Origin of the sequence: Sorangium sp. KYC3313, assembly GCF_052075895.1 — a bacterium.
GTDB classification, from domain to species: domain Bacteria; phylum Myxococcota_A; class Polyangia; order Polyangiales; family Polyangiaceae; genus Sorangium; species Sorangium cellulosum_B.
Genome location: NZ_CP197255.1, coordinates 5528986 through 5552985 on the forward strand (window position 1 = coordinate 5528986; position 24000 = coordinate 5552985).

Genomic DNA, 24000 nt, shown 5'->3' on the forward strand with positions numbered 1-24000 from the left:
GGCCGCCGCGCAGCGGGCGCTGTGTCCTCGTCCGCGCCTCGCCTGCGCGCCTCGGCGGCGGGACGGCGGCGGGAGCTCCGTTACTTGCGCTGCGCGGGGGCGGTCGCGGCCGCGCCGTCCCCGGCGCGCCGGCTCGGCTCGATCTGGCCGACGTCGCGGACAGCGCCGTTGGCGGCGCTCGTGGCCATCAGCGCGTAAGCCCGCAGGGCAGGGGAGACCTTCCGGTCGCGGTTCGGCCTGAACGCGTCGGCGCCGCGCGCCTCGGCGGCGCGGCGGCGGCGATCGAGCTCCGCCTCGCTGACGAGGACATCGATCGTCCGGGCGGGGATGTCGATCCGGATGCGGTCGCCCTCCTCGATGAGCCCGATGGTCCCGCCTTCGGCCGCCTCGGGCGAGACGTGCCCGATGCTCAGGCCCGACGTCCCGCCGCTGAACCGGCCGTCGGTGATGAGGGCGCACGCCTTCCCGAGGCCCTTCCCCTTCAGGAACGACGTCGGATAGAGCATCTCCTGCATGCCGGGGCCGCCCTTCGGCCCCTCGTAGACGATCACGACCACGTCGCCCGAGCGGATCTGGTTGTCCCAGATCGCGTCGCACGCCGCCTCCTGCGAGTGGAACACCCGCGCCGGCCCCTCGAACTTCCAGATCTCGGGATCGACGCCGGCGGTCTTCACGATGCAGCCGTCCACCGCGATGTTGCCGTAGAGCACGGCGAGCCCGCCTTCGCGGCTGTACGCGTGGTCGACGTCGCGGATGCAGCCCTTCTGGGCGTCATCGTCGGTGTCGGCGAAGTACTTGTCTTGCGAGAACGCGACCGTGGTCGGCACGCCGCCCGGCGCGGCGAGCGAGCGCTTCTTCGCGGCGGCCGTCGCCGTGGGGCGCCGGATGTCGTTCTCGTCGATGGCCTCGCCCAGCGTGCCCGCGTGGACCGTGCCCACCTGCCGGTGGATGAGCCCCGCGCGGTCGAGCTCGCCGAGGATCGTCAGCACGCCGCCCGCGCGGTGCACGTCCTCGACGTGGTGATGCGACGACGGCGCGACCTTGCAGATGTTGGGCACCTTGCGCGACATCCGGTCGATGTCCGCCATCTTGAAGTCCACCTGCGCCTCGCGGGCGACCGCGAGGATGTGGAGCACCGTGTTCGTCGAGCCGCCCATCGCGATGTCGAGCGCCATCGCGTTCTCGAACGCCTCGAACGTCGCGATGCTCCGCGGCAGCACCGAGGCGTCGCCGTCGACGTAGTGCCGCTGCGCGAGCGCGACGACGCGCTTCGCCGCCGCCTCGAAGAGCTCCCAGCGCGCCGCGTGCGTCGCCAGCAGCGTGCCGTTGCCGGGCAGCGCGAGGCCGAGCGCCTCGTTGAGGCAGTTCATGCTGTTGGCGGTGAACATGCCGGAGCACGAGCCGCACGTCGGGCACGCGGACCGCTCCATCGCGGCGAGATCCGCGTCGGTCACCTTGTCGTCGCTCGCGGCGATCATCGGATCGATGAGGTCGAGCTTCCGGATGAGCGGCTTGCCGTCGCGGTCGTGGGTCCCGACGATCTTGCCCGCCTCCATCGGACCGCCCGACACGAAGACGGTCGGGATGTTGAGCCGCATGGCGGCGAGGAGCATGCCGGGCGTGATCTTGTCGCAGTTCGAGATGCACAAGAGCGCGTCCGCGCAGTGCGCGTTCACCATGTACTCGACGCTGTCGGCGATGAGCTCCCGGCTCGGCAGCGAGTACAGCATGCCGGCGTGGCCCATCGCGATGCCGTCGTCGATGGCGATGGTGTTGAACTCGACGCCCCACCCGCCCGCGGCGTCGATGACCTTCTTCGCCCGCTGCCCGACGTCGTGGAGGTGGACGTGCCCCGGAACGAACTGCGTGAAGCTGTTGGCGATGGCGACGATCGGCTTCTCGAAGTCCGCGTCCTTCATGCCGGTGGCGCGCCACAACGCGCGCGCCCCTGCCATGTTGCGCCCCTGGGTGGATGTACGACTGCGGTATCCGGCCATGCCGGGAACTTACTCCGTTCCGGCCTTCGCGCCTAGCCGGCAGGCGGGGCCGGCCCTTCGATCATCGGCCTCGCGGCTTGGACCACCGATCCACGGCGACCATCGCGGCGCCCAGCCCGTCGATGTAGGTGCCGTGCCGGAACGTCGCGCGCTTGAGCGCCACGACCAGCGTGGCCAGGAGCTCGCGCGCCTCGTCTCGCTCTCGCCGCAGGTCCTGGACCTCATCCCGCGACGGCCGGTTGACGACCGCAGCTTGCCCGGCGTCGTTCGTGCCTGTCTGACTCGCTCTCTCGGACATGGGTCTCATCCTCCCATATCAAGTTAGCGCCGCGCCGCCCGCGCCATCAACCTCCACAGGAGGTATTTGAATCGGTGTTCGTATCCCGGCCCACGTCAGGTCAGGCGCGCGCGACGAGGGTGACGAGGCCGCGCGCGAGCTCGCGATGGATGACGCGGAGTCCGGCCGCGTCGAGCCTGTCGCAGACCCAATCGGGGGCGAGGCGCAGCTTGCGATAGAAGCTCGCTGACAGCGTCCACCGGCCGTCCTCTCGGCCGCGCGTGTGAACGAGGTCGTGCACCTTGACGGTCTCGGGTTCGTACTCGAGGAAACAGGTCATGATCACATCCGCGGAGTCGTGTACTGGGATGAACCGGTCGGCGCCTCCGAGCTCGCGGGTGAGGTCACGGAACGTGAGCGCGAGGTGGCCGCCGGGCGCGAGTCGCCGGGCGCAGCCGGCGAACATCCGCTCCACGTCCGACTTGCTGCCGAGGTGGGGGAGCGTGTCGCCCATGCACACGGCGAGCGCGCAGGGGGGGCCCGAGCGCTCCAGCGCGTCCAGGAGATCTCCTCTCACGATCTCGACGGCGAGGGGCCCGCGGCGCGCCTCGAGCTCGGCGAGCAGCCTGTCCGACGTGTCCACGGCGGTCACCCTGAACCCGAGCTGCGCCAGCGCGATCGACTGAAAGCCGGAGCCGCACCCGAGGTCGATGGCCTCGGGCGAGCCGCCCGACGAGCCTTCAGGGCGCAGGCCGAGGCGCTCGAACAGCGCCCGCTGCTCGGCGACCTTGGCGTCGTAGTCCCCGAACATCCTCGAATAGTGCTCGGCGAGGAGCTTGTCGTAGTGATCGGCGACCGTGGGCATGGGCTCTGTTCCTCCGCGGCCATCCTACAGCCGCAGGGCCCGCCGGCGCACGCCTGCGCCGGCCCACATGGCCAGACCGGCGCACGCCTGCGCCGGCCCACATGGCCAGACCGGCGCACGCCTGCGCCGGCCCACATGGCCAGACCGGCGCACGCCTGCGCCGGCACACATGGACGCACGGGGGCTCACCAGAATCGACTGCGTCCGAAAATTTCTGCTCTGCTTTGACGAAGACATGATATCTTGGTTGAAACGCGTCTCTTACTCCGACATCGATTTTCGGGTCGGCGGTGTTGGAAGGCACCGGGAAGGTTCCCGGAGCGAGGTTGGAGAGGGAGAGATCGCGTTGCTGTGCGCAGCTGGTTTCGTCGGACGGATGGGAATGAGGCACGGCGGGCTTGGACCGAGCCAGCCTGTCGCTCGCGCGGGTGTTTCGCTCTTCGAGAGCGCGCCTCGCGAAGCGCGCTGATGGATCCGTCGGAGAACCAGCGAGGCGAGCCGGAGTGCCCAGGCAGGCGGTCACGCCGGGCGACCAGGCTGCCGGAACGACGGGCGAGCCAGAACGACAGGCAAGCCAGATGACCTGGTGAGCTCGGGCGAGCCGCGCCGCACCCCTGCGTGCGCCGCGCAGCCGGAGCCCGGTCGGCCTCGCCGACGCGGCCAGCACCGGAATCTGAGCGAGGCGCGCCCAAGCGCTCAGGGCGGAGAGAAGCTGACGAGCAGCTGAAGAGCTGACGAGCTGCCGACGATGAAGGTGAAGCGGCGCGGCGCGCGGGAGAGGCGCGGGAGAGAGCACAGCCGGGCGCCGGTGATACGGGCCGCGCCCGGGTCACCCGCGATGATGGCGATGATGGCGGATGTGAATGTGAATGTGAGTAGGAAAGTGAACGAGCGTGTAAAGTGAACGAGAACGAGCGTGTGACGACCGGCTCATGACCGCAAACCCCGTCGAGATCGAGAAATGAGTTGCGAAAGGTGTCAGTTTGCGTCACGATGAGAAGTTTTGTAGCTGCGGTGTTTGCGAGCCTGCGTAGTTCGCGCGGGTCGTGGGATCACGTCGAAGTAGCGAAGGAGCGTGGTGCATGAAGACGGTTGGTGATTGGCTCTCCAGGTGCTCGCGATCGCTCGTCGCTGCGGGCGCGGCCGCGCTCCTCTCCGCCATGCCGATCGCGGCCTCGGCAGAGCACCCCGCCACGCCGCGGCAGGCTCCGCCGGCGGCCGCTGCCGGCGCGGAGAGCGCGCCTACGGCAGAGCCCGCCTCCGCCCCCGGCGCGGGCGAGTGGGACACCTACTCCGTGGAGGTCTACGGCAGGCTGGTCTCGCGCGCAGGGAAGGTCGCGACCCTGCTGCCGCTCGTCTCCACGACCGAGAAGCCGGTCGCCGCGGGGACCAAGGCGGTGCTCTTCCGCAAGGTCGAGGACCCCGACGGACCGAGATCCACGAAATGGGTCGAGATCGCCAGGGTGACCATGAAGAAGATCGAGTCGACCGGCAACATGCAGCTCACCATCGACTCGGAGCAGCAGGCGCCTCCCGGCGAGAAGGGCAAGACGCATGGCCACTTCGTGAAGGGCGCTCGGGTCAAGCTCGCGATCCAGTAGCCCGGCGCCGCGCGCGGCGGAGCGCGCCGCGGGCGTGAGCCGGGTCGCCCCGCTCCGAGGAGGACCGCGCGGTCGCCGAGAGCGGGGAAGGTGGGATGGCGTCGGCGCGGGGGCCGCGCGGCGCGGGTCGCCGCGGCTGAATGTCGCCGCCGTCGCACGACATTTTGAAACGCGGCGCCTCATCGTTGATAGAGTCGGCTTGCGGAGACGAGCGACGACGATGAACGCCCTTCGATCCTGGCTCTCGCAACTGAACCGCCCCGAGGTGACAGAGTTCGCCGTGGCCACCGGGCGCATGCCCAGCGTGAAGGTCTCGGGCGCCTTCCAGGCCGTCGATCCCGGCGCCCTCTCCACGGAGGACATCCTCATGCTCCTCAGCGCGCTCGGCGGCGGCCGCCACATCGAGGCCCTCGGCGCGAAGCCGTCGCAGTGGCACATCCGCATCGAGGGCATCGGCGCCATCTCCGTCGTCGCCGCGCGCCAGGGCGACCTCGTGCACGCCCGCATGACGCGGATGCAGTCGTCCGCCGCGTCGGGGACCGCGGCCGCGGCGCCTCCCGCGCGCCCCTCGCAGCAGCTCTCCATGCGGGAGCACCTCGCGCCCGAGGAGGGGCAGCGCCCACCGCCGCGCGAGCAGGACGCGAGGCGCACGAGCTCCTCGGAGGTCGCGCTCGACCTCCGCTCTCCGCCGCCGCCAGCGGAGCCCCGCGCCAGCCGGCCCTCGGTGGCCCGCTTCGAGGCGCGCGCCGACGACGCGCCGGCCGCCGAGCGCGCCGCGCCGGCCGCCCGCCCGTCATCGCCGTCCCCGGAGCCCCGCGCCGCCGCGCGCGCGGCCCCGGCGGGCGGGCGCGCGCGGCCCTCCTCCGCCGAGGTGCCGGCGGCCGCCCTCGACGGGCTGCTCGCCATGGCGCGCGATCAGGGCGCGAGCGATCTGCACCTCGTCGCCGGCCGCCCGCCGCTCCTGCGCGTGGCGGGCGAGCTGATGCCGCACGGCGAGCCGCTCGACCCGGCGGCCGTCGAGTCCCTCCTCCTGCCGCGCGTCCCGGCGCGCCTCTCGCGGGTGCTCGAGGTCGAGGGCTCCTGCGATTTCGCCCTGGAGCTCGGCGCGCTCGGCCGCTTCCGGGTGAACATCTCGCGCCACCGGCAGGGGTACAAGGGCTCGTTCCGGCTGATAGCGCGCACCATCCCGAGCCTCGCGTCGCTCGGCCTGCCCGACGCCATCGGGCTCGCCACCCGCCACCACCAGGGCCTCATCGTGATCACCGGGCCGACGGGCCACGGCAAGACCACGACGCTCACCGCGATCGTCGATATCCTGAACCGCGAGACCAGCCATCACATCATCACGGTCGAGGATCCCGTCGAGTTCGTCCATGCGCGCGGCAAGGCGATGATCAGCCAGCGCGAGGTCGGCACGCACACCCGCTCCTTCGAGAACGCCCTCAAGGCCTCGCTGCGCGAGGACCCCGACGTCATCGTCGTCGGCGAGCTCAGGGACACGGCGACGGTCCGCATGGCCCTGGCCGCGAGCGAGACCGGCCACCTCGTCCTCGGCACCATGAACACGCCGAGCGCGGCGAAGACCATCGATCGGCTGATAGACCTCTTCCCGCCCGGCGATCAGCAGCAGGTGCGCGTCACCCTCGCGGGCGGCCTCCGGCTCATCGTCAGCCAGCGGCTCCTGCCGAGCGAGGGCGGCAGGCGCATGGTCGCCGCCGCCGAGGTCCTGCCCGGCTCCGTCCCGCTCTGGAACCTCATCCGCGACTCCAAGACGTTCCAGATACCGAGCCTCCAGCAGCGGGGGAAGGGCCTCGGGATCATCCGCCTGGACGACTCGCTGGCCGAGCTCGTCCGCGCCGGCAAGACCACGCTCGAGGCCGCGCTCAAGGTGGCGGAGGCCCCCGACGAGCTCGAGGCCGTCCTCGCCGGCAGGCGGCAGCCCATGCTCACGCCGGACAGGAGGCCGCCCGCCCCCGCGCCCGACGCGTCCAAGTCCGCGCCCGTCGAGGCGGGCAAGGGCCTCTTCGAGCGCGCGGGCGCGCTCTTCGGAAAGAAGGGAGCGTAACGTGGCCCGGATCGACCGCCTCTTCGACGAGCTGCTCTCCAGGAAGGGCAGCGACCTGCACCTCGGCATCGGCTACCCGCCGCTCGTGCGCGCCCGCGGCGAGCTCATCGCCCTGCGCGACACGCCCCTCGACACGGCCGAGATGGAGGCGCTCCTCTTCGAGATCACGACCCCCGAGGAGGCGCGGCGGATCGTCGACGAGCTCGATCTCGACTTCGCCTATTCCTACGCGGACAGGGCCCGCTTCCGCGCGAACTACTTCTACAAGACCACCGGGCTCGCGGCCGTCTTCCGCACCATCCCGAGCAAGATCCTCTCGCTCGACGATCTCGGCTGCCCCGAGATCGTCCGCCGGCTGTCCGAGCGGACGAGCGGGCTCATCTTGATCACGGGGCCGACCGGCTCCGGCAAGTCCACGACGCTCGCGGCGATGATCGATCACATCAACCGCTCGCGCGCCTGCCATGTCCTCACGATCGAGGATCCGGTCGAGTTCGTGCACGGCCCCATCAAGGCCCAGATCACGCACCGCGAGGTCGGCCCCGACGCGGGCAGCTTCGCGAGCGCGATCCGCAGCGCGGGGCGCGAGGACGCCGACGTGATCCTGATCGGCGAGCTCCGGACCAACGAGACCATGAAGCTCGCCTTGCAGCTCGCGAGCTTCGGTGTCCTCGTCTTCGGCACCGTCCACACGAACAGCGCCGCCGCGACGATCGACCGTATCATCAACGCGTTTCCCGCCGACGAGCAGCTCCAGGTCCGCGGCATGCTCGCCGAGAGCCTCGCCGCGATCATCGCCCAGCAGCTGCTCCGCACGAAGGACGGCGCGGCCCGCGTCGCCGCGCACGAGATCCTCGTCGGATCGAGCGCGCTCTCCGCGATGATCCGCGAGGGCAAGACGTTCCAGATCACGAACCTGATGCAGGCGGGCCGCTCCGCCGGCATGCAGACGATGGACATGGCGCTGGAGCGGCTCGTCAAGAAGGACACCATCTCGGTCCAGGCGGCGCTGGAAAAGGCGATCGACAAGGACAGCTTCCAGAAGCTCTTCCCCGACGCGCAGGGGGCGTGACGCAGCGTCGAGCCGCGGAGACGTGCTCTACCGCCGTCCATGTGCTGACCGGCGCGTTGACGGTCGAGCGAGGGGCCGCATATCCTCGCCGCACCGATCCAATGCAACCTTCGACACAGGACAGCGCATCGCTCGACCTCGACGCGTATCTCGCCCGCATCGGCTACCGCGGCGCGCTCGCCGCCACGCGGGAGGTCCTCGACGCGCTCCACGCAGCGCACGTCTACTCCATCCCTTTCGAGAACCTCGACGTCCTGCTCGGCCGGCCGATCCGCCTCGACCTGGCCAGCGTCCAGGCGAAGCTCGTCCGGGCGCGCCGCGGCGGCTATTGCTTCGAGCAGAACACGCTGTTCGCCGCGGTGCTGCGCCGGCTCGGGTTCAAGCTCACGACGCTCATCGCGCGGGTGCGGTTCCAGCGCAGCGACACGGGCCCTCGAACTCACATGCTGTCGCTGGTCGAGCTGCCCGAGGGGCCGTTCATCGCGGACGTCGGCTTCGGCGGTCCGGGGCTCTTGCAGCCGCTCCCGCTCGTCGAGGGCGAGGGGCATGCGCGGGTGCTCGACGTGATCGGCTTGCGCCGGGAGGGCTCGTCATGGGTGCTCGCCTCCAGGGCGAGCGAGGCGTGTCAGGACATCTATGCGTTCACGCTCGAGGAGCACCTCCCGATCGACTACGAGGTGGCGAATCACTACACGTCCACGCACCCGAGCTCGCTGTTCGTGAACAACCTCATCGTGGCGCTGCCGTCGCCGGAGGGGCGGGTGACGCTGCGCAACCGCGAGCTGGGGAATTGGCGGGCGGACGGCGTCGAGCGCGTCTTGCTGCGCGACGACGCGCTCCTCGACGTCCTGAGAGAGCGCTTCGGGCTGGAGCTCCCGGCCGGGACGCGGCTCTCCTGCGCGGGCCTCGACAGCTGAAGGGACGGCGCGTCCTCCTCGGGGCCTGCGCAGGAGGCCGGGCGGGCGCGGCTCGCCGGCCGCGCCCGCCGCCCCTCGCGCCGGGGCGCTACCGGATCAGTGGACGCGCCCGATGCCGCGACGGATGAACGCCGAGCGGCTCGCGGCTGCGCCGGCCGCCGCGCCGCCGGCGTTCGCGGCCCTGAGCGCCGCGAAGGTCGGGGCAGGCTCGCAGACCAGCGCCGCCAGATCCTGGTTCCGGCGCTTCAGATCGTTCAGGGTGCGCAGCTCACCGCTCACCGGGTCACTGACCGTGATCCCCCTCATGAAACCCGACAGCGACGCCTCGTTCCCGGGCGACCTGGGGTTCACGTGCAGGAACCCCGTCCGGGTCTCCGCGCTGCCGTGGCACCCGTTGCAGGTGTTGAGCGAGAACTTGTGTCGCGCCTCGTTGTTGAGGATGCCAGGAGCGGCCCAGGCCGTGAGGTTGTTGAACGACGATCCGCCGAGGAACGGGCTCCCCTGGAACGTGTCGGGCACCGTGTGCTGCTCCGCGATGATCGCGGCCTCGTTCTGGTTCACGAAGTCAGCGAGCGTGGGCGACCCGTCGAAGCCGAGATCCGGCGTCAGCTTGACGGTCGCCGGCTGCAGGAAGCCCGTCTGGGGCGAGAGGACGAACTCGCGCAGCTCCCACGGCCCCGCGAGCGCGATCTCGTTCGTGCGGAGCTGCCCGAGCGAGCTCCCGTTCGGCTTGCCGGGCGCGGCGTCCCGGCCCGCGAACCGCGTGGTGATGTCCTGGAGCGCCGCGTTGTACTGCTCGGACGGGAAGGGCAGGCTGCCGAGGGCGTGCCAGGCGTTCGCCCAGTCGAGCACGTCGGCCTCGGTCGACGCGGGGAGCTTGTACTCCAGGATCAAGGTGAACTGCTGCGGGAAGCCATGGCTGACGACGCCGAACACGAACCTCCCTTCGCCGGCGTGGCCCTCGGCGAGGTCGCGCACGTCGATCCTGTTGACGATGCCGAGCAGCAAGAGCGGCGCCTGCTGGAGGTCGAGCGACCCGTCAGGGCTCCTCGGCCACCCGTCGAACACGACCTGTTGAATCGTCGGGCGCGCCGGCACGGTGAAGCCGTTCACGACCTGATCGGTCAGCCAGGTGCTGAAGAGCTCCTCGACCATGGCCGGCGCGTCGGCGGGCGTGGGCGCCATGTCCTCCATCAGGCGCGCGAAGGTCCATGCGCCCGTGCGGGGGTCGCCCGGCGGCCCATTGAACGTCGTGCGGAGGGGATCCTCGACCACGCTGAGGTCCTTCACGAAGATCTCCCGGCTCGTCCGGACGAAGCACCCCGTCGGCTCGGCCAGCTCGAAGTCGAGGGTTCCGGAGGCGACGACGAACTCGGGCGAGTTGAAGTCGATCACGGAGAAGGGGATCACGTGGGCGCCGGGATCCGCGTCCTCGGTGCCGGTGATGGTGACGGGGAACGTCGCCGTGCTCCCGGGCGGGACGCCGGGGAAGAAGGAGGGCTCGGCGGAGACGTCGATGCCCGCCGACGTGCTGAAGATGTCGAGGAGGTAGTCGCCGGGGGTGCATGACCCGACATCGTTGTTGGTGACGTCGACCTGGTACGTCGCAGGCGTGTTCGGGGCGACCGGGCCGCTGCTCTCCGGCGTGACGACGACCGTCACGGGCCGCCTCAGGCAGGAGAGCTGGGCGATCTCCGGGCCGGTCGTCGGTGAGGCGGAGAGCCAGACCTCGTCGAGCACGCCCGTGAAGCGCTCCTTTTGCACGTTGTTGCCGATCCGGATGGGCGCGTCGATGTCGTGGAGCGTGCCCGCCGCGCTGATCTGGCCGACCTGCTCGCCGTTCAGGAAGAGCCGCACGAATGTGCCGTCGTAGATGCCCGCGACGTGGGTCCACACGTCGGCCTGGATGGGGGCGCGGGAGGTGACCGTCCGCCCGTTGGTCAAGGTCACGGTGAACCGCGCCTGGCTGTTCCGGATGTCGAGCGAGAAGCTCGTCTCTCCGCCGCCCTTCTCCTGCACGATGGTCCGCGGCGTCGACCCTGACACCGCGGTCGGCTTGACCCACGCGGCGACGGCGAGGTTCTGTCCGAACGTGAAGCTGGCATCGTCGTCGACCAGGATCTTGTCGTTGTCCTTGTCGAAGGCGACGCCGAGACCGCTGACACCTTGAGCGCACGCCGCCTTGGCCGAGCGGGCGGCCGTGTTGCCGTTGCCCGACGAGTCGAACAGCGCCGTGCTCGCGGCGTTGCAGTCGTCGAGCTGCCAGAAGCCGGCGGCCGGCGGCCCCACCGGGGGCGGATCGCCGGGGTCGCCGCCGCCGACGCCGACGCCGCCGCCGACGCCGGTGGTGGCGACCGAGCTGGTGCCGAAGCCGCCGGTGCCGACGCCGGTGGAGCTGGCGACCACGCTGGTGCCGAAGCCGCCGGTGCCGACGCCGGTGGTGGAGGTGGCGACCGCGCTGCTGCCGAAGCCGCCGGTCCCGGTCGCGCCGACGCCGGTGCCGACGCCGACGCTGGTGCCGACGCCGGAGACGGCGCTCGACCCGCTGGCCGCCGCTTCGAGAGCTAGTTCTGCATCGTCGAGTGAACCTTCATCGACGTCATAGCTTCCGCACGCGGCGCCCGAGGCGAGCAGGGCGAGGATCGCGGCCGAGCTGGTCTTGATCGAGAGAGGATGGGCGAAGCCGAAGGAGAGGTTCCGCATCTGCGTTCTCGCTGGGTAAGAGTTGACTGCACGAGCGCCGTCCGGCCGCAGCTCGAGCTGCCGCCGGCGACGCGAACAGGCGTCTGTCTGACCCGACCGGGCTGCTCGGGTTTGGGCGCTGGTGCGGAGCACCCGATTGGCAATTGATATGCCTGGTCCCAGATCGTGATTTTCGCCTTGTCGCGTCGAACCCAGCGTGCCTGGGCATGTCGGCGGACTCCGACACTGGCACATCTGGCACACCCATTTTGCGACCCCACGCGGGTGCTCGAGATCAAACAAGCACGCTTTCGACGCGTCCAGATGGTGCGCGGCGGCGCGTGGCAAAGGGGGACAACAAGGTTCCTCCTCGTAGCCGCACGCCCGTCGCACTTCGTCTCGACCGCAGCTCCGCCGTCTTGCGGTCATCCATTGCGCCGCTTCTATATGCCGCGCCGCGCCGCCTCCTCCACGCATCGCGCCGCCGTCTCAATGCATCGCGCCGCGCCGCCGTCGCGCTATGCCACCGTCGCCCTCCGCCGCGCCGCTCCCGGCAAGTTTCCGCCGCGCGATCCTCTCCGCTCGTTCTCCGAGCCCTGATACATCCGTTAGCGGAGCTCTCCCGCACAGGAGACGGGCCCAGATCGGCGTTTTCGGCGCGGAGGCGTACTCTGGTACGCCGAGCACCGAAAACGTCGAGATGGGCCCGTATCCGAAGCGGGAGAGCTCCTCAGGACGAAGACCAGCGGGGCCCGCGGGGGGTATCTTCGAGCACGACGCCTGCCTCGGTCAGCAGGTTGCGGATGGCGTCCGCCTTGGCGAAGTCCTTCGCCTTCCGAGCCGCCTGGCGCATCGCGATCAGCCGGTCGATCGCCGCGTCACCCCCGCGCCTAGCCGCGCCCTCGGCAGGGGCGAGCGCGTAGTCCGGGACGAGCTCCGGATACAGCGCCGGATCGGCGATCTCCACCCCGAACACCGCGAGGTGACGCACGATCGCCCGGTAGGCCGCGAGCAGCGAGGGGCGGTCCTCGCACTGCTCGATCCCCGCCGAATAGAGCGCGCTCACGTAATCGAAAAATGCAGCCACGGCGTTCGGCGTGTTCAGATCGTCGTCCATCGCCTCGATGAAGCGCGCGATGAACCGCTCGGTGTGCTCCCCGAACTGGCCGTGAACGTAGTGGTGGCGCATCCTCGGGAACCGCTCTTCCTCGGGTCGCTGCGACGCGTACGCGCCCGGGGCGAGGGGCGCCTCCGTCGCGCCGCTCAGCTTTTCGGCGAGGACCGTCGCGAGCTTCTTGATGCGCGCATAGCCCTGAGCGGACTGCTGCAGCAGCTCCCAGCCGAACGGGAGCTTGCAACGGTAATGCTGCGTCACGAAGAACCACCGCGCCTCGTCGTGCCCGTGCCTCGACAGGAGCTCCTCGACGGAGATGACGTTCCCGAGGCTCTTCGACATCTTCATGTCCTTGAGATCGAGGTGCTCCGGGTGCAGCCAGTAGCGCACCCAGGGCCGCCCGCAGAGCGGCTCGCTCTGCGCGATCTCGTTCTCGTGGTGAGGGAACATGTTGTCGATGCCGCCCCCGTGGACGTCGAAATGGTCGCCCAGCAGCGCCGTGCTCATCGCCGAGCACTCGATGTGCCAGCCGGGACGTCCGGTCGGCCACCCCTCCTCGCCCGTGCGCCAGCTCGGCTGGCCCGCGCCGGTCGGCTTCCAGAGGCTGAAGTCCGCCGGGTGCCTCTTCCGGGCGAAGTCCTCCTCGACGCGGCCGCTCGCCCCGACCTCCTGCTCGTCGACCTTGCGCCCCGAGAGCTCACCGTAGGACGCCCACGTGCCGACCTCGTAGAAGACCTCGCCGTTCACCGTGTAGGCGTGGCCCTTCTCGATCAGGCGCTTCGCCATGTCGACCTGCTCGTCGACGAAGTCGGTGGCGCGCGTGTAGACGGCGTAGTCCTTGATGTGGAGCTTGCGGCAGTCGCGCCGGAACGCCGCGATGTTCCGCTCGGCGACGTCGACGGCGCCCTCGCGCTCGCTCGCGCGCTGCATGATGCGATCGTCGATGTCCGTGTAGTTGATGATGCTCAGCACGTGATAGCCGCGGTACTCGAGGTAGCGGCGGAAGACGTCCCAGAAGCAGTAGGTGCGCGCATGGCCGATGTGCATCGGAGCGTAGACCGTGAGACCGCACGTGTAGATGCGCACGACCTTCGGCCGGGCGGAGACGAAAGGCTCCTTCTTCCTCGTGAGCGTGTTATGAACCTTGAGCGGCATCGGCCACCTGCGTGAGTGTGCGAGCACCCCCCGGGACCGCGTACGCTACCCTGGCCCCGCCGTCCGGTCAACGCGGAACCTCGCCGGTTTCCCCTGTGGTTTCGCGGTGTCTCGCCTCGTTTAGCGTCGTCTCGCCACGTCTTGCGGCCGTCCTCCGTCCGGTCTACGCAACCGCGCATGCACATCACTTCAAGGACCTTGCTGTTCGTCCTCGCTGGCGCGCTCTCCGCCTGCGCGGGGAGCCCGCCGCCCGTCGAGAGCGCCCCGCCGCCCCCGCCGCCGGCCCCCGTGCAGGCGCCGCCGGCCGCCGCGCCGGTCGCGCAGCCCGAGGCGGCGCCGCCCAAGGCGGACCCGGAAGCCGAGAAGAAGCAGGCGGAGCTCGCCAAGCTCGCCGAGGACACGAAGGCCATGGAGGCCAAGGCCGACAAGGAGGCGGCGCGGTTCGACGACGCGCTCAAGGCCGAGGTCAAGGCGCTCATCGCGGCCAATTACCCGAGCGCGGGCGCCGCGCTGCGGGCGGCGCTCAAGGGGAAGCACCGCACCCCGGGCAACGCGGAGCGCGACGCCGCCCGGCACCCGGTCGAGAACCTGGAGTTCTTCGGCCTCAAGCAGACGAGCACGGTCATCGAGTTCGGGGCCGGCGAGGGCTGGTACACCGAGCTGCTCGCGCCGGTGCTCGCGAAGAAGGGCAAGCTCATCATCACGGCGTTCGATCCGAACGGCCCCGCGGACTCGCGCAGCACGCTCTATGGCAAGCGTGTGAAGCGCATGATCGAGAAGTCGCCCGAGCTGTTCGGCAAGGTCGATGTCGTCGTGATCGATCGCGACAGCCCGAAGCTCGGGATCGAGGGCAAGGCCGACCTCGTCATCGCCATTCGCGAGGCGCACGGCTGGCACCGGAACGGCAAGTTCGACGCCTACGTCGCCGAGGCGTTCAAGGCGCTCAAGCCGGGCGGCGTCTTCGGTGTCGTGGCGCACCGGGCGAAGCCCGACGCCAACCCCGATGAGAGCGCGAAGCAGGGATACCTCCCGGAAGCGTGGGTGATCCAGAAGGTCGAGTCGGCGGGCTTCAAGCTCGGTGGCAAGTCCGAGATCAACGCGAATCCGAAGGACACGAAAGACTACCCGGAAGGGGTCTGGACCTTGCCGCCGAACTTCCGGCTCGGCGACAAGGACCGCGCGCACTACGCCGCGATCGGCGAGAGCGACCGCATGACCCTCAAGTTCGTCAAGCCCGCCCGCTGACCCCATCCTGCGCCCGGCGCCCGCGGCCCCCGCGAGCGCCGGGGCGCTACGCGGGCGCCGCGGCGCGGCCCGGCGGCCGCACGAACACGCGGCGCATCGGGATCGTGGCGCCGGCGGCCCCCGAGACCCGGTGGGACAAGAAGGCGACGCCATCGAGCATCGCCGGCGACGCGTACACGCCTGGCTCCGCCGTCTCCGGGAGGCACGAGGAGAGCTCGAGGAGGTTCCCGCCCACCAGGGCGCCGTCCTCGGTGAGCACCACGTCGCCGGCGTGGAGGCAGAAGCGGACGCGGATCGAAGGATCGCGCTGGCCCGGCCCGGCGAGCCGCGTGTGCAGCGCGACGGCGGCCGCGATCGCGCGGTGGCGCGCCTCTTCGGTGCCGCGCTCGCCGCGCCGAAAGGGCGCCGCGAGCAGCGCGCTGGTGCTCGTGATCGCGAGCGGCGAGAACCCCGAGGGCGCGAGCGCGGCCACGGCGCCCGGGACCATGGCCTCGAGCTCGGTCAGGAAGGCGTCGGTGGGGGCCTCGAGCGCGCGGCTGTCGGCGAGCACCTCGACGAGCAGCCCGATGGCGAGGCGCCGGATGTGCCCCGCCTCCGCCGCGCCGGTCCGCGCGATCCGCGCCGTCGCGGCCCGCACGTCGCCCAGGAACGCGGCGACGTCCGGGTGGCGGCCCGCGGGATCCTTGCTCATGGCCTGCACGACGATATCGTCGAACGCCGGGTCGACCGGCGCGTGCAGGCTCGGGCGGGGCGGCGCCTGGTGCAGGTGCAGGTGGCGCAGCACCGGGTACGTGGTCGCCTGGAACGGCATGGATCCCGCGATCATCGTGTAGAGCAGCGCGCCGAGCGCGTAGACGTCGGTCCGCATGTCGACAGGCCGGTTGAGGAGCTGCTCGGGCGACATGAACGCCGGGGTCCCCACGACGTGCCGTGACGACGTGAGCGAGAGATCCGTCGCGCCGAGCAGCTTCGCGATGCCGAAGTCGAGCAGCACCACCCTGAGCTCCGCGCCGTGCTCGCACAGGATCACGTTCGAGGGCTTCACGTCGCGGTGGATGATCCCGAGCGCGTGGACCGCGGCGAGCGCGCTGCAGAGCGGATCGAGGATCGCGAGCGCCTCGTCCGCCGGGAGCCGGCCGCGCGCGAACAGGTGCTGCTCGAGGCTCCTGCCCTGAAGGAGCTCCATCACATAGTAGGGCCGCCCGTCGTCGAGCCGCCCGACGTCGAGGATCTCCACGACGTTCGGGTGCCGGATCCGCCCGATCGCGTCCACCTCGCGCTGGAAGCGGAGCACCACGTCGGCGCGCGAGATCAGGTCGGCGTGCACGATCTTGACCGCCGCCGGCGCCCTGCTCGTCGCGTGCACCGCGCGGTGGACGACGCCGAACCCACCCTCGGCGATGACGCCGTCGAGGAGGTACTCGCCTGCCCGCAGCGCCGCGGCGCGCGGGGCGCCCGCGCCCTCGCGATCGCGTGTGTCGAGCGCGCGTTGATTCCATGTCCGCGACGCGCCGATCGGCGGCTCGCCCGCGGGGGCGTCGGCCGGCGCCGCGACGGGGGACGGCTCATCGTCTTGGCAGGGGTTCTTCATGGGTGACACCCGCTGACTTCCTACATGACAACTGCTGAGCTCGCGCATTACAGTACGCTTCGCCCGCGTCCAGCGCGACCCTCGGCTGCCCGCAGATCGTGCCCAATCATGCACCGTTGCTCCGTATGTCACGGGCGGCTCGCCGCTGACGCTCGGTGCGTCAGAGATGGTTTTACGCCGCCGCCCGGCGAGCACGACACCGTGGAGCGCGCGGCGCCCATGATAGAGGGCTTCTCGCTGCTCGGGCCGCTCGGTCACGGCGGCTTCTCCGACGTCTGGGCCGCGCAGCAGGACGGCGATGGAGCGCCGGTCGCCATCAAGGTAGGGAGGCACGCGGCGTGGAACCTGCGCGAGCGGTTCCGGCGGGAGGCCGCGCTGCTCGAGCGCGTCGGCGTGCCGCACGCTCCGCAGCTGGTCGCCTGCGGCGAGCTCCCCGGGGGGCGGCCCTATCTCGTGATGGAGAGGCTCTCCGGCCAGACCCTCGCCGAGGAGCTGGCGGCGCTGCGCGCGCCGCTCGATCCGGAGCTCGCCGCCGGGCGCGCGGACGCGATCCTCGCCGTGATCGAGGCGGCGCACGCGCGCGGCGTCATCCATCGCGATCTCAAGCCGGAGAACCTCTTCCTCCTCGGCTCGATCGGGCGCGCGGCGCTGCTCGATTTCGGTCTGGCGCTGCTCGCCGAAGGCGGCGAGCCGCCGGCGGTGTCCGCCGGCGTGACGCGCGCCGGCGACATCGTGGGGACGCCGGAGTACATGGCTCCGGAGCAGCTCCGGGGCGACGCCGCGCGGATCGACGCGCGCGCGGACATCTATGCGTTCGGCGTGATCCTGTTCGAGCTGCTCACCCTGCGCCCGCCGTTCGTCGGCGGCGAGACGGCCGTCGAGCACGGCCACCTGGCGCTGCGCCCGCCGCGCCCGAGCGATTTCGCGGACGTCCCCGAGGGGCTGGAGGCGCTGACGCTCGCCTGCCTCGCCAAGGACCCGAGCCGCCGCCCGGACAGCGCCGCCGCGCTCCGGCTTACCCTGCACGCCCTGCGCGCGCGGCCTCGCGCCGACTCGATCCCGCCTCCGTCCGCGCCGCGATCGCAGCGGCAGGACGAGGGCGCGGCGGCGGCCGTCGCCGAGGGACGGCAGCCGGTCGCGCTGCTCTTCGCGGAGGGCGGCGCCGGGCCGGTGATCGCGGCGATCGGCGGCCGCCGGGGGTTCGTCGCGCGGCAGCGGGGGCAGCGCTGCCTCGCCGTGTTCTCCGCGCGGGACGTCGACGACCCGGCCCGGGCAGCGCTGGCCGCGGCGCGCGATCTCGCGCTGAGCGGCGGCGTGCGCGTGGCGCTGCACCTCGCCAGCGTGCGCCTGCGCAGGATCGCCGGCGGGCTGCACGCCGCCTACGGGGCGCCGGTCGAGCGCCCCGAGGCGTGGTTGCCGGCCGAGCCCTGGGGCGGGCTCGCGATGACCGAGGAGTTCGAGCGCGCGCTGCCCGACGACGAGCTCGCCCCCACGCCGCCGGGCGACCCGGAGAGCCTGCGCGAGCCGGCGCTGCTCGGCCGCGACGACGTGCTCTCGGCGCTCGCGGCGAGCGCGACCGACGCCTTCGACGGGACGTGCCCCGGCCTGTTCACGCTCATCGGCGACGCCGGTCTGGGCAAGACGCGCCTCGCGGCCGAGGCGGCCAGCATCGCCGGCGTTCCGGTCCCGGACGTGCGCGTGGTGGCCGCGCGCGCGCTCCACCCCATCCACGGCGGCGCCGCGCAGGCCGTGCGCGCGCTCCTCTGCGTCGCGCTCGACGCGCCGAGGGAGAGCCCCGGAGATCCGCGGCAGTTCTGCGTGGAGCGGCTCGGCGAGACGCTCGGCGGCGCGACGTGGGAGGCCGTCGCCGCGGCGCTCGGCTGGGCCGGGCCCCGCGGGGGGCGCCTGGACGGGGAGGCCCGCAACGGCCTGATGCTGGCGCTCGCCGAGGCGCTCCGCCGCGGGGCGCGCCGCGGCCCCCTCGCCGTGATCCTCGACGACGCCGACCAGGCGGACGACGTGCTGCTCGACGCGCTCGAGTACGCCACGCTCGACGGCGAGGGCACCCCCCTCTGGGTGGTCGTGACCGCGCGCCCTCGCTTCGAGCAGGCCCGTCCCAGCTGGGGCCAGCGCAACCAGCGCCACACCCGCGTGACGCTCGCGCCCCTCGCGGAGGAGGCGGCGATGGAGCTCGCCTCGCGCCTGCTCTTGCCGGCCGAGTACCCGCCGGCGGAGATCCTCCGCCGGCTGGCCGACTGGGCGGGCGGCAACCCGGATTGCCTGCGGCAGATCGTCCGGTCGCTCAAGCGGGCGGGCGTCGTGCGCCGGCGCGCCGGCGGCGGCTCCTACGTGGCGACCGCGGAGGTCGAGGCGCTGCCGCCCGCGCCGGCGTGGCAATGGCTCGCGGCGCAGAGGCTCGACGATCTGCCGCCGGAGCTCGCGACGTGCGCCCGGGTGTGCTCGGCGCTCGGCATGTCGTTCGATCGCGCCGAGCTCGAGGCGGTGCTGGACGGCCTGGAGCGCGCGGGCGGCGCCGGAGCGATGGTCGACGCGGGCTTCGGGCTCGCGGCCCTGGTCGAGCGGCGGATCCTGCTGCGCGACGGCGAGGGCCGCGGCGGCGGCGTGGACGACCGGCACGCGTTCCAGAACGCGGTCCTCCAGGAGGCGGTCTACGAGATGCTCGACCCGGCGCACCGCGCCGCGATCCACCGGAGCGCCCTCGCGTACTGGCGGGCGCAGGCGGCGGCCGGCTCGACCGACGGCCTCGGCGCGCTCGCGCGCCACGCGGCCGCGTGCGGCGAGCGCGCCGAGGCGGCCGACGCCTACCTCGCGCTCGGCGATCTCGCGTCCGCGCGGCACGACGCCGTCGAGGCGGACCGGCGCTACGACGCCGCGCTCCAGATCGCCGAGCAGGGCGACGCGCCCCGGCGCGCGCGCGCGCTCGCGGGCCGCGGCAGGAGCCGGTACCGGATGTGCCGCGTCCGGGAGGCGCGCAGCGATTTCGGCGACGCGCTCGCGCTGGCCGAGGCGCTCGGCGATGCGCAGGCGAGGGCGGGCCTCCTGCTCGAGGACGCGACCGTGCTCGACTGGGCCTTCGAGTTCGAGGCGTCGGCGCGCCGGGTGGAGGAGGCGCGGCCGCTGGTCGACACGCACGCGCGCGCGCAGGGCTCTCCCGAGCTCGCGCTGCGCCTCCGGGTCGCCGAGGCCCGCACCTCGTGGCGGCGGGGGAGGACCGAGGAGGCCATCGCGGAGCTCACCGCGTGCGCCGATCGCGCCGCGGCGTCGGGCGACTACGACGCGCGCGTCTCTGCGCTGATCATGCTGTCGTTCCAGCTCGCGAGCGCGGGTCGCCGCGACGAGGCCGAGCGCGCCTCCGACGACCTGATCGCCCTGGTCACCGCGGCCGGTGATCGATTTCACCTCTGCGGGGCGTACATCAACCGCATCGCGCTGTGGGCCTGGCGGTGGTCGCTGCCGGGCGCGGTCGGCGACCTGCGCCGCGCCGTCGATCTCGCGCGCGAGATCGGCAATCCGTGGCTGGAGAAGATGGCGTCGTACAACGTCGCCGTGCTGCTCCACTGGAGCGACAGGCAGCGCGAGGCGCTCGCGCTCCTGCGGCGCGCCCGGTGGCTGGAAGAGCAGGCCTCCGAGCGCCCGATGCCCCAGACGGCGATGCTGCTCGCGCAGATCCACCTCGCGCTCGACGAGTACGAGCAGGCCGGCCAGCTCGTGCAGTGGATCCAGCGATCCTGCGCCCTCGAGCCGGGCGACCTCACGGAGTACGGCTTGCTCGAGCTCGTGCTCTCGGAGGTCGGGCTCCGGCCGGCGCCTCCGTCGTCTCTCGCGTGGGGCGAAGCGATCCGCCTGGTGAAAGACCAGTCGATCGCCGAGCAGACGCTGATGTTCCTTTACTGGCGTGCTCGCATGGCGCTCCGTCGCGGACACGTGCGTGAGGCGGAGGAGGCGCTCGCGAGCGCGCGGGAGCACCGCGGGGAGAGCCCCTTCTGGCTATCCCGCTTCGTCGAGCTGGAGCGCGGATTGGCGGAGGCGGAGAGAACGCGGGCGCCGGGCGCTCATCCACCCGTGCCGGACTGATGGGAGCCTGTCGCGATAGGGTTTATTCCGTGTCGTGTTCGGGCACGTCCGTACTTTCACGCGATCCTTTCACGCGATCCTTTCACGCGATCCTTTCACGCGATCCTTTCACGCGATCCTTGTACGCGATCCTTGTACACAACCGACGTGTACCGATTTTCAGCATTGCGCGCCTTCCTGGAAGATGGGAGACTGCCAATTTAAGAAAGATCGACAGTGCTGGTCGATGTCTGGTCCTGGCCCTGTGCCTGGCTGCGCGACCACCTCGGAGGAGAGCCGAATGTCATCGACCCGTTTCATCGTGGTTGGTCTCCTTGGCGCCGGTGTGTTCACGGCGGGATGCGCCGCCTCGCCGGAGACCGGCCCCGACGCCCCGTTCGACACCGACCCCGTCGAGACGGCGGAGCTGCCAATACGGAGCACGGCGGTGCCCATCGGATGCAACGGCCTGCTCCCCAGCGACTTCTGGGCGCCGGCGAACCGCGCGGCGTTCCGCGCGCTCGGCCAGCGGGCGCTCGCCGGCGCCAACGACGTCGTGGCCCCGACGGCGCTGCTCGGCACGTCCGGCGGAAAGAGCGTGCTCGACTACACCGTGCGCTGCGCGCTGTCCTCTGACCAGGTCGTCTACGGTCCGGACGGCCACGAGTTCCACGGCTCCTTCGGGTTCGCGCCCGAATGGACCGAGCGTGCTCTCACCCCCTCGGAGCAGCGCTGGGTCTCGGCGTGCATCTTCCAGCACCTGAACGGCACCGGCGAGCATGTGGATATCCTGCTGCAGGGCGGCCACCCGGCCCTCGATGGCCCCTTGAACGAGGAGCCCTACACGGAGTTCGTCGTCAACGACGCCACGATGTACGGGAACGCGTTCCTTCCCGGGACCATCGCCGGGTATGCCTGCATCGATCCCGATCTCACCGGGCAGCTCTCGGCGCTCTCGCTGAGCTGCCCGCTCGATCTCAGCCTCCTCTCGCCGGAGCGGCTGTGTGGCCTCGCGTCGACGTGCGGTATCGTGTTCCTGGGGCTCTGCGACCTGACCTGCTTGGAGGACGCCTCCGGCAACCAGACGTGCCACACGCTGCCGCTGCTCGGGCCGCTCCTGGGGCCGCTGCTCGGGCCGAGCTACTCGGAGACGATCCGGAGCGAGGTGCGCGACAGCGATCTCCTGCCGCTCTACCCTGGTTGCGGCCTGCTCTGAGCGGCGCCTCCGCGGCGGGGCCCGGCTGAAAGGAGGCGCGCCGCGCGCGCCGGTCACGTCCCGAGGCGCGTCTTCAGCTGCTGAATCGCGTCGGCGATCGCCTTGTCGTCGCGGAAGCAGCACGGATCGTTCCGCCTGCACCGCGCGCCGTGCAGCACCTGGAGCTCGAAGAGCATGCGCTCGTCCCCCTCGGCCGCGGCGCGGCCGAAGAGCGCCCGCTTTCCGCCGCAGCTGGCCCTGCGGAACGCGAAGAGGACGCGGAGCGCGGGGGTCGCGCGCGCCATCACGTCGGGCCGGGCCAGGATCTCGCTGGCGCGCCGGGCCGCCTTGGTGCCTCCGCGCGCGCGCACGAGGTCGAGCAGCACATCCAGCCCGCCGCTGCCGAGCCGGTTCGTGAGCAGGTCGAAGACCTCGTCCGCCGCCGGGTTGTCCTCCTCGAACCCGATGCCCGCCACGGTGGAGAGCACCTCTTCGCGCAGGCCCCTGCTCAGGGCGAGCTCCGGATCGGCCTCGGCGAGGGCCAGCAGCGACCGCGCCCCGAGCACCCAGTTCCTGGTCGCCACCGCCCGGCTGAGCTGCGCGCGCGGGCTCGGGGCGCCGCGGGCGTCGTCCTCGGGCGCCGCGCTTGCCGACGCGGGGGGCGGCGCTGACGGCGCCGGCGGGGGCTCGACGGAAGCGACCGCGGGCGCCTCCGTGGTCGCCGCGGGCCGCCGGACGACGAGCCAGAGCGCGACGCCGAGCGCGAGCGCCGCCAGGGCCGAGAGCGCCGCCGCGAGGGGCACCCAGCGCGCCGAGGCCGTGGGCCCGCGGTGCGCGCGCGCGAGCAAGGTCGCCCGGGGCCCCGGCCAGGCAGACGGCGCCTGCTCCCTGGGCGCCGCCTTCGCAGCCTGCGCGGCGGCCCCGCCCGCCGCGTAGGCTCCGCCCGCCGCCTGGTCCGCCGCGGTGCTCGCGCCAGGCGCGGCGCTCGCGCCGGCTCCCGCCACGGCGGCCCCGCTCGCCGCGCTGTTCCCGCCCGACGGGGCCCGCCCAGCCGCGGCGATCCCGCCCCCTGCCGGCGCCGGCGGCGCCGCCGAACGAGCGAGCGCCGCGAGCCCCTCATCGAGCGCCGCGATGGCGTCGGCAGCCGTCTGGAAGCGGAACGACGGATCGTGCTCCATGAGCCGCATCACGGCCTGCTGGACCTCGTACGGCACCTCCAGATCCGGAGCGCGCGCGCGCAGGGCCGGCGGCCCCTCCGGCCCCTGCTGCTTGAGCCGCTCCACCACGTTCTTCGTGTCGAAGGGGTGCTGTCCGGTGAGCATCTCGTAGAGCACGAGCCCGAGCGCGTACAGATCCGCGCGCGCGTCCACCGCGTCCATCCCGCGCAGCGCCTCCGGCGCGAGGTACGCGAGCGTGCCGAAGACCTCGCCGGCGCTGGTCAGGGCGGGGCTCGGCGTCGCCGTCTTGCGGCTCTGGCTGGACATGAGATCGACGTTCACCTTCGCGAGCCCGAAATCGATGAGCCTGACCTGATCGTGCGCGTCGAGCAGCACGTTCAGGGGCTTCACGTCGCGGTGGACGATGCCCTTCTCGTGCGCCGCCGCGAGCGCCGACGCGATCTGACGCGCGATGCGGAGCGCCCGCGCGGGCGGGAGCCGTCCCCCGGCGATCGCGTCCTTGAGCGGCGTGCCCTCGACGTACTCGAGGACGAGGAAGAACGACGCGTCGTCCAGCTGACCGAAATCGATGGCGGCGACGACGTTCGGGTGGCGGATGTGCGCCCCCGCGACGGCCTCGCGCTCGAACCGCGCCACGAGCTCCGGCATCCGCCGGGCGAGGGGCCGGAGCAGCTTGATCGCGACCTGCTTGCGGAGGTGCACCTGCTCGCCGCGGTAGACGGCGCCCATCCCGCCCTCCCCGATGAGCTCGTGGACGCGGTAGCGCCCCGAGATCAGGCTCCCGATCAGCGGGTCGCCGCCCGCGCTTCCGGCCGCCGCCGCCTCGATCGCCTCGATGTCCTCGGTGAGCGCCGAGCTCGAGAGCTCCTCCATGGGCTGCGCGGCCGGCGCGTTGAGCCTCGGGACCGTGACGTCCTCGACCAAGGCCGAGCCGAGCGTCTCTTCGGATCGCGGCGTCTCCGGCATGCGGCG

14 protein-coding genes are annotated in these 24000 nt (G+C 72.0%); 7 read left to right on the forward strand and 7 right to left on the reverse strand.

The genetic code is table 11. From position 1 onward, the window contains the following. Positions 1-80 precede the first annotated feature (80 nt). From ilvD to ACSRUE_RS21675, 3 genes are all read right to left on the reverse strand, one after another. Complete coding sequence (gene ilvD / locus ACSRUE_RS21665; RefSeq protein ID WP_441292654.1) at positions 81-1997, reverse strand: dihydroxy-acid dehydratase; 1917 nt, start codon at positions 1995-1997, stop codon at positions 81-83. A 61-nt stretch (positions 1998-2058) separates the two neighbouring features. Continuing rightward, complete coding sequence (locus ACSRUE_RS21670; RefSeq protein WP_272094263.1) at positions 2059-2295, reverse strand: hypothetical protein; 237 nt, start codon at positions 2293-2295, stop codon at positions 2059-2061. 100 nt (positions 2296-2395) lie between these two features. Continuing rightward, positions 2396-3139 (reverse strand): class I SAM-dependent DNA methyltransferase, encoded by a 744-nt coding sequence (locus ACSRUE_RS21675; RefSeq protein WP_441292655.1) that lies wholly within the window; start codon positions 3137-3139, stop codon positions 2396-2398. A gap of 1082 nt (positions 3140-4221) precedes the next feature. On the opposite strand from ACSRUE_RS21675, the gene ACSRUE_RS21680 reads away from it, so the two are divergent. From ACSRUE_RS21680 to ACSRUE_RS21695, 4 genes are all read left to right on the forward strand, one after another. Continuing rightward, complete coding sequence (locus ACSRUE_RS21680) at positions 4222-4740, forward strand: hypothetical protein (protein ID WP_441292656.1); 519 nt, start codon at positions 4222-4224, stop codon at positions 4738-4740. A 220-nt stretch (positions 4741-4960) separates the two neighbouring features. Further along, a complete protein-coding gene (locus ACSRUE_RS21685) occupies positions 4961-6805 on the forward strand; it encodes a type IV pilus twitching motility protein PilT (RefSeq protein WP_441292657.1) in 1845 nt (614 codons plus the stop codon). Between the two features lies 1 nt (position 6806). Beyond that, positions 6807-7877: a type IV pilus twitching motility protein PilT gene (locus ACSRUE_RS21690; protein WP_437766089.1), complete on the forward strand. Its 1071-nt coding sequence runs from the start codon at positions 6807-6809 to the stop codon at positions 7875-7877. Between the two features lie 101 nt (positions 7878-7978). After that, a complete protein-coding gene (locus tag ACSRUE_RS21695) occupies positions 7979-8794 on the forward strand; it encodes an arylamine N-acetyltransferase family protein (protein ID WP_441292658.1) in 816 nt (271 codons plus the stop codon). Positions 8795-8890: 96 nt separating this feature from the next. Here ACSRUE_RS21695 and ACSRUE_RS21700 read toward each other — a convergent pair whose 3' ends face one another. Together ACSRUE_RS21700 and cysS are read right to left on the reverse strand one after the other, a co-directional pair. Next, positions 8891-11497: a LamG-like jellyroll fold domain-containing protein gene (locus ACSRUE_RS21700; protein ID WP_441292659.1), complete on the reverse strand. Its 2607-nt coding sequence runs from the start codon at positions 11495-11497 to the stop codon at positions 8891-8893. A 709-nt stretch (positions 11498-12206) separates the two neighbouring features. Next, entirely contained in the window at positions 12207-13745 is a 1539-nt protein-coding gene (gene cysS / locus ACSRUE_RS21705; RefSeq protein WP_441292660.1) for a cysteine--tRNA ligase, read from the reverse strand. Between the two features lie 177 nt (positions 13746-13922). Here cysS and ACSRUE_RS21710 point away from each other — a divergent pair, with 177 nt between their 5' ends. After that, the gene (locus tag ACSRUE_RS21710) at positions 13923-14990 is read left to right on the forward strand and encodes a class I SAM-dependent methyltransferase (RefSeq protein ID WP_441292661.1); all 1068 of its coding nucleotides are present in this window, start codon (positions 13923-13925) and stop codon (positions 14988-14990) included. A gap of 46 nt (positions 14991-15036) precedes the next feature. On the opposite strand, the gene ACSRUE_RS21715 is transcribed toward ACSRUE_RS21710, so the two are convergent. After that, positions 15037-16581 carry a serine/threonine-protein kinase gene (locus tag ACSRUE_RS21715; protein WP_441292662.1) on the reverse strand — a complete coding sequence of 515 codons (1545 nt, stop codon included), beginning with the start codon at positions 16579-16581 and terminating at the stop codon, positions 15037-15039. Positions 16582-16800: 219 nt separating this feature from the next. Between ACSRUE_RS21715 and ACSRUE_RS21720 the strand changes: the two genes are divergently transcribed. After that, positions 16801-20676, forward strand: coding sequence for a protein kinase domain-containing protein (locus ACSRUE_RS21720; protein ID WP_441292663.1), 3876 nt, complete (start codon positions 16801-16803; stop codon positions 20674-20676). A 280-nt stretch (positions 20677-20956) separates the two neighbouring features. Then, the gene (locus ACSRUE_RS21725; protein ID WP_441292664.1) at positions 20957-21871 is read left to right on the forward strand and encodes a hypothetical protein; all 915 of its coding nucleotides are present in this window, start codon (positions 20957-20959) and stop codon (positions 21869-21871) included. Positions 21872-21924: 53 nt separating this feature from the next. Here the strand turns inward: ACSRUE_RS21725 and ACSRUE_RS21730 are convergent, their stop codons facing one another. After that, entirely contained in the window at positions 21925-23994 is a 2070-nt protein-coding gene (locus tag ACSRUE_RS21730) for a protein kinase domain-containing protein (RefSeq protein WP_441292665.1), read from the reverse strand. Between the last annotated feature and the right edge of the window lie 6 nt (positions 23995-24000).

Coding starts and splice junctions, on each gene's coding strand:
- ACSRUE_RS21685 (WP_441292657.1), top strand. CDS start 4,961: ATGAACGCCCTTCGATCCTGGCTCTCGCAACTGAACCGCCCCGAGGTG.
- ACSRUE_RS21675 (WP_441292655.1), bottom strand. CDS start 3,139: ATGCCCACGGTCGCCGATCACTACGACAAGCTCCTCGCCGAGCACTAT.
- ACSRUE_RS21670 (WP_272094263.1), bottom strand. CDS start 2,295: ATGTCCGAGAGAGCGAGTCAGACAGGCACGAACGACGCCGGGCAAGCT.
- ACSRUE_RS21725 (WP_441292664.1), top strand. CDS start 20,957: ATGTCATCGACCCGTTTCATCGTGGTTGGTCTCCTTGGCGCCGGTGTG.
- ilvD (WP_441292654.1), bottom strand. CDS start 1,997: ATGGCCGGATACCGCAGTCGTACATCCACCCAGGGGCGCAACATGGCA.
- ACSRUE_RS21700 (WP_441292659.1), bottom strand. CDS start 11,497: ATGCGGAACCTCTCCTTCGGCTTCGCCCATCCTCTCTCGATCAAGACC.
- ACSRUE_RS21730 (WP_441292665.1), bottom strand. CDS start 23,994: ATGCCGGAGACGCCGCGATCCGAAGAGACGCTCGGCTCGGCCTTGGTC.
- ACSRUE_RS21720 (WP_441292663.1), top strand. CDS start 16,801: ATGATAGAGGGCTTCTCGCTGCTCGGGCCGCTCGGTCACGGCGGCTTC.
- ACSRUE_RS21710 (WP_441292661.1), top strand. CDS start 13,923: ATGCACATCACTTCAAGGACCTTGCTGTTCGTCCTCGCTGGCGCGCTC.
- ACSRUE_RS21680 (WP_441292656.1), top strand. CDS start 4,222: ATGAAGACGGTTGGTGATTGGCTCTCCAGGTGCTCGCGATCGCTCGTC.
- ACSRUE_RS21695 (WP_441292658.1), top strand. CDS start 7,979: ATGCAACCTTCGACACAGGACAGCGCATCGCTCGACCTCGACGCGTAT.
- cysS (WP_441292660.1), bottom strand. CDS start 13,745: ATGCCGCTCAAGGTTCATAACACGCTCACGAGGAAGAAGGAGCCTTTC.
- ACSRUE_RS21715 (WP_441292662.1), bottom strand. CDS start 16,581: ATGAAGAACCCCTGCCAAGACGATGAGCCGTCCCCCGTCGCGGCGCCG.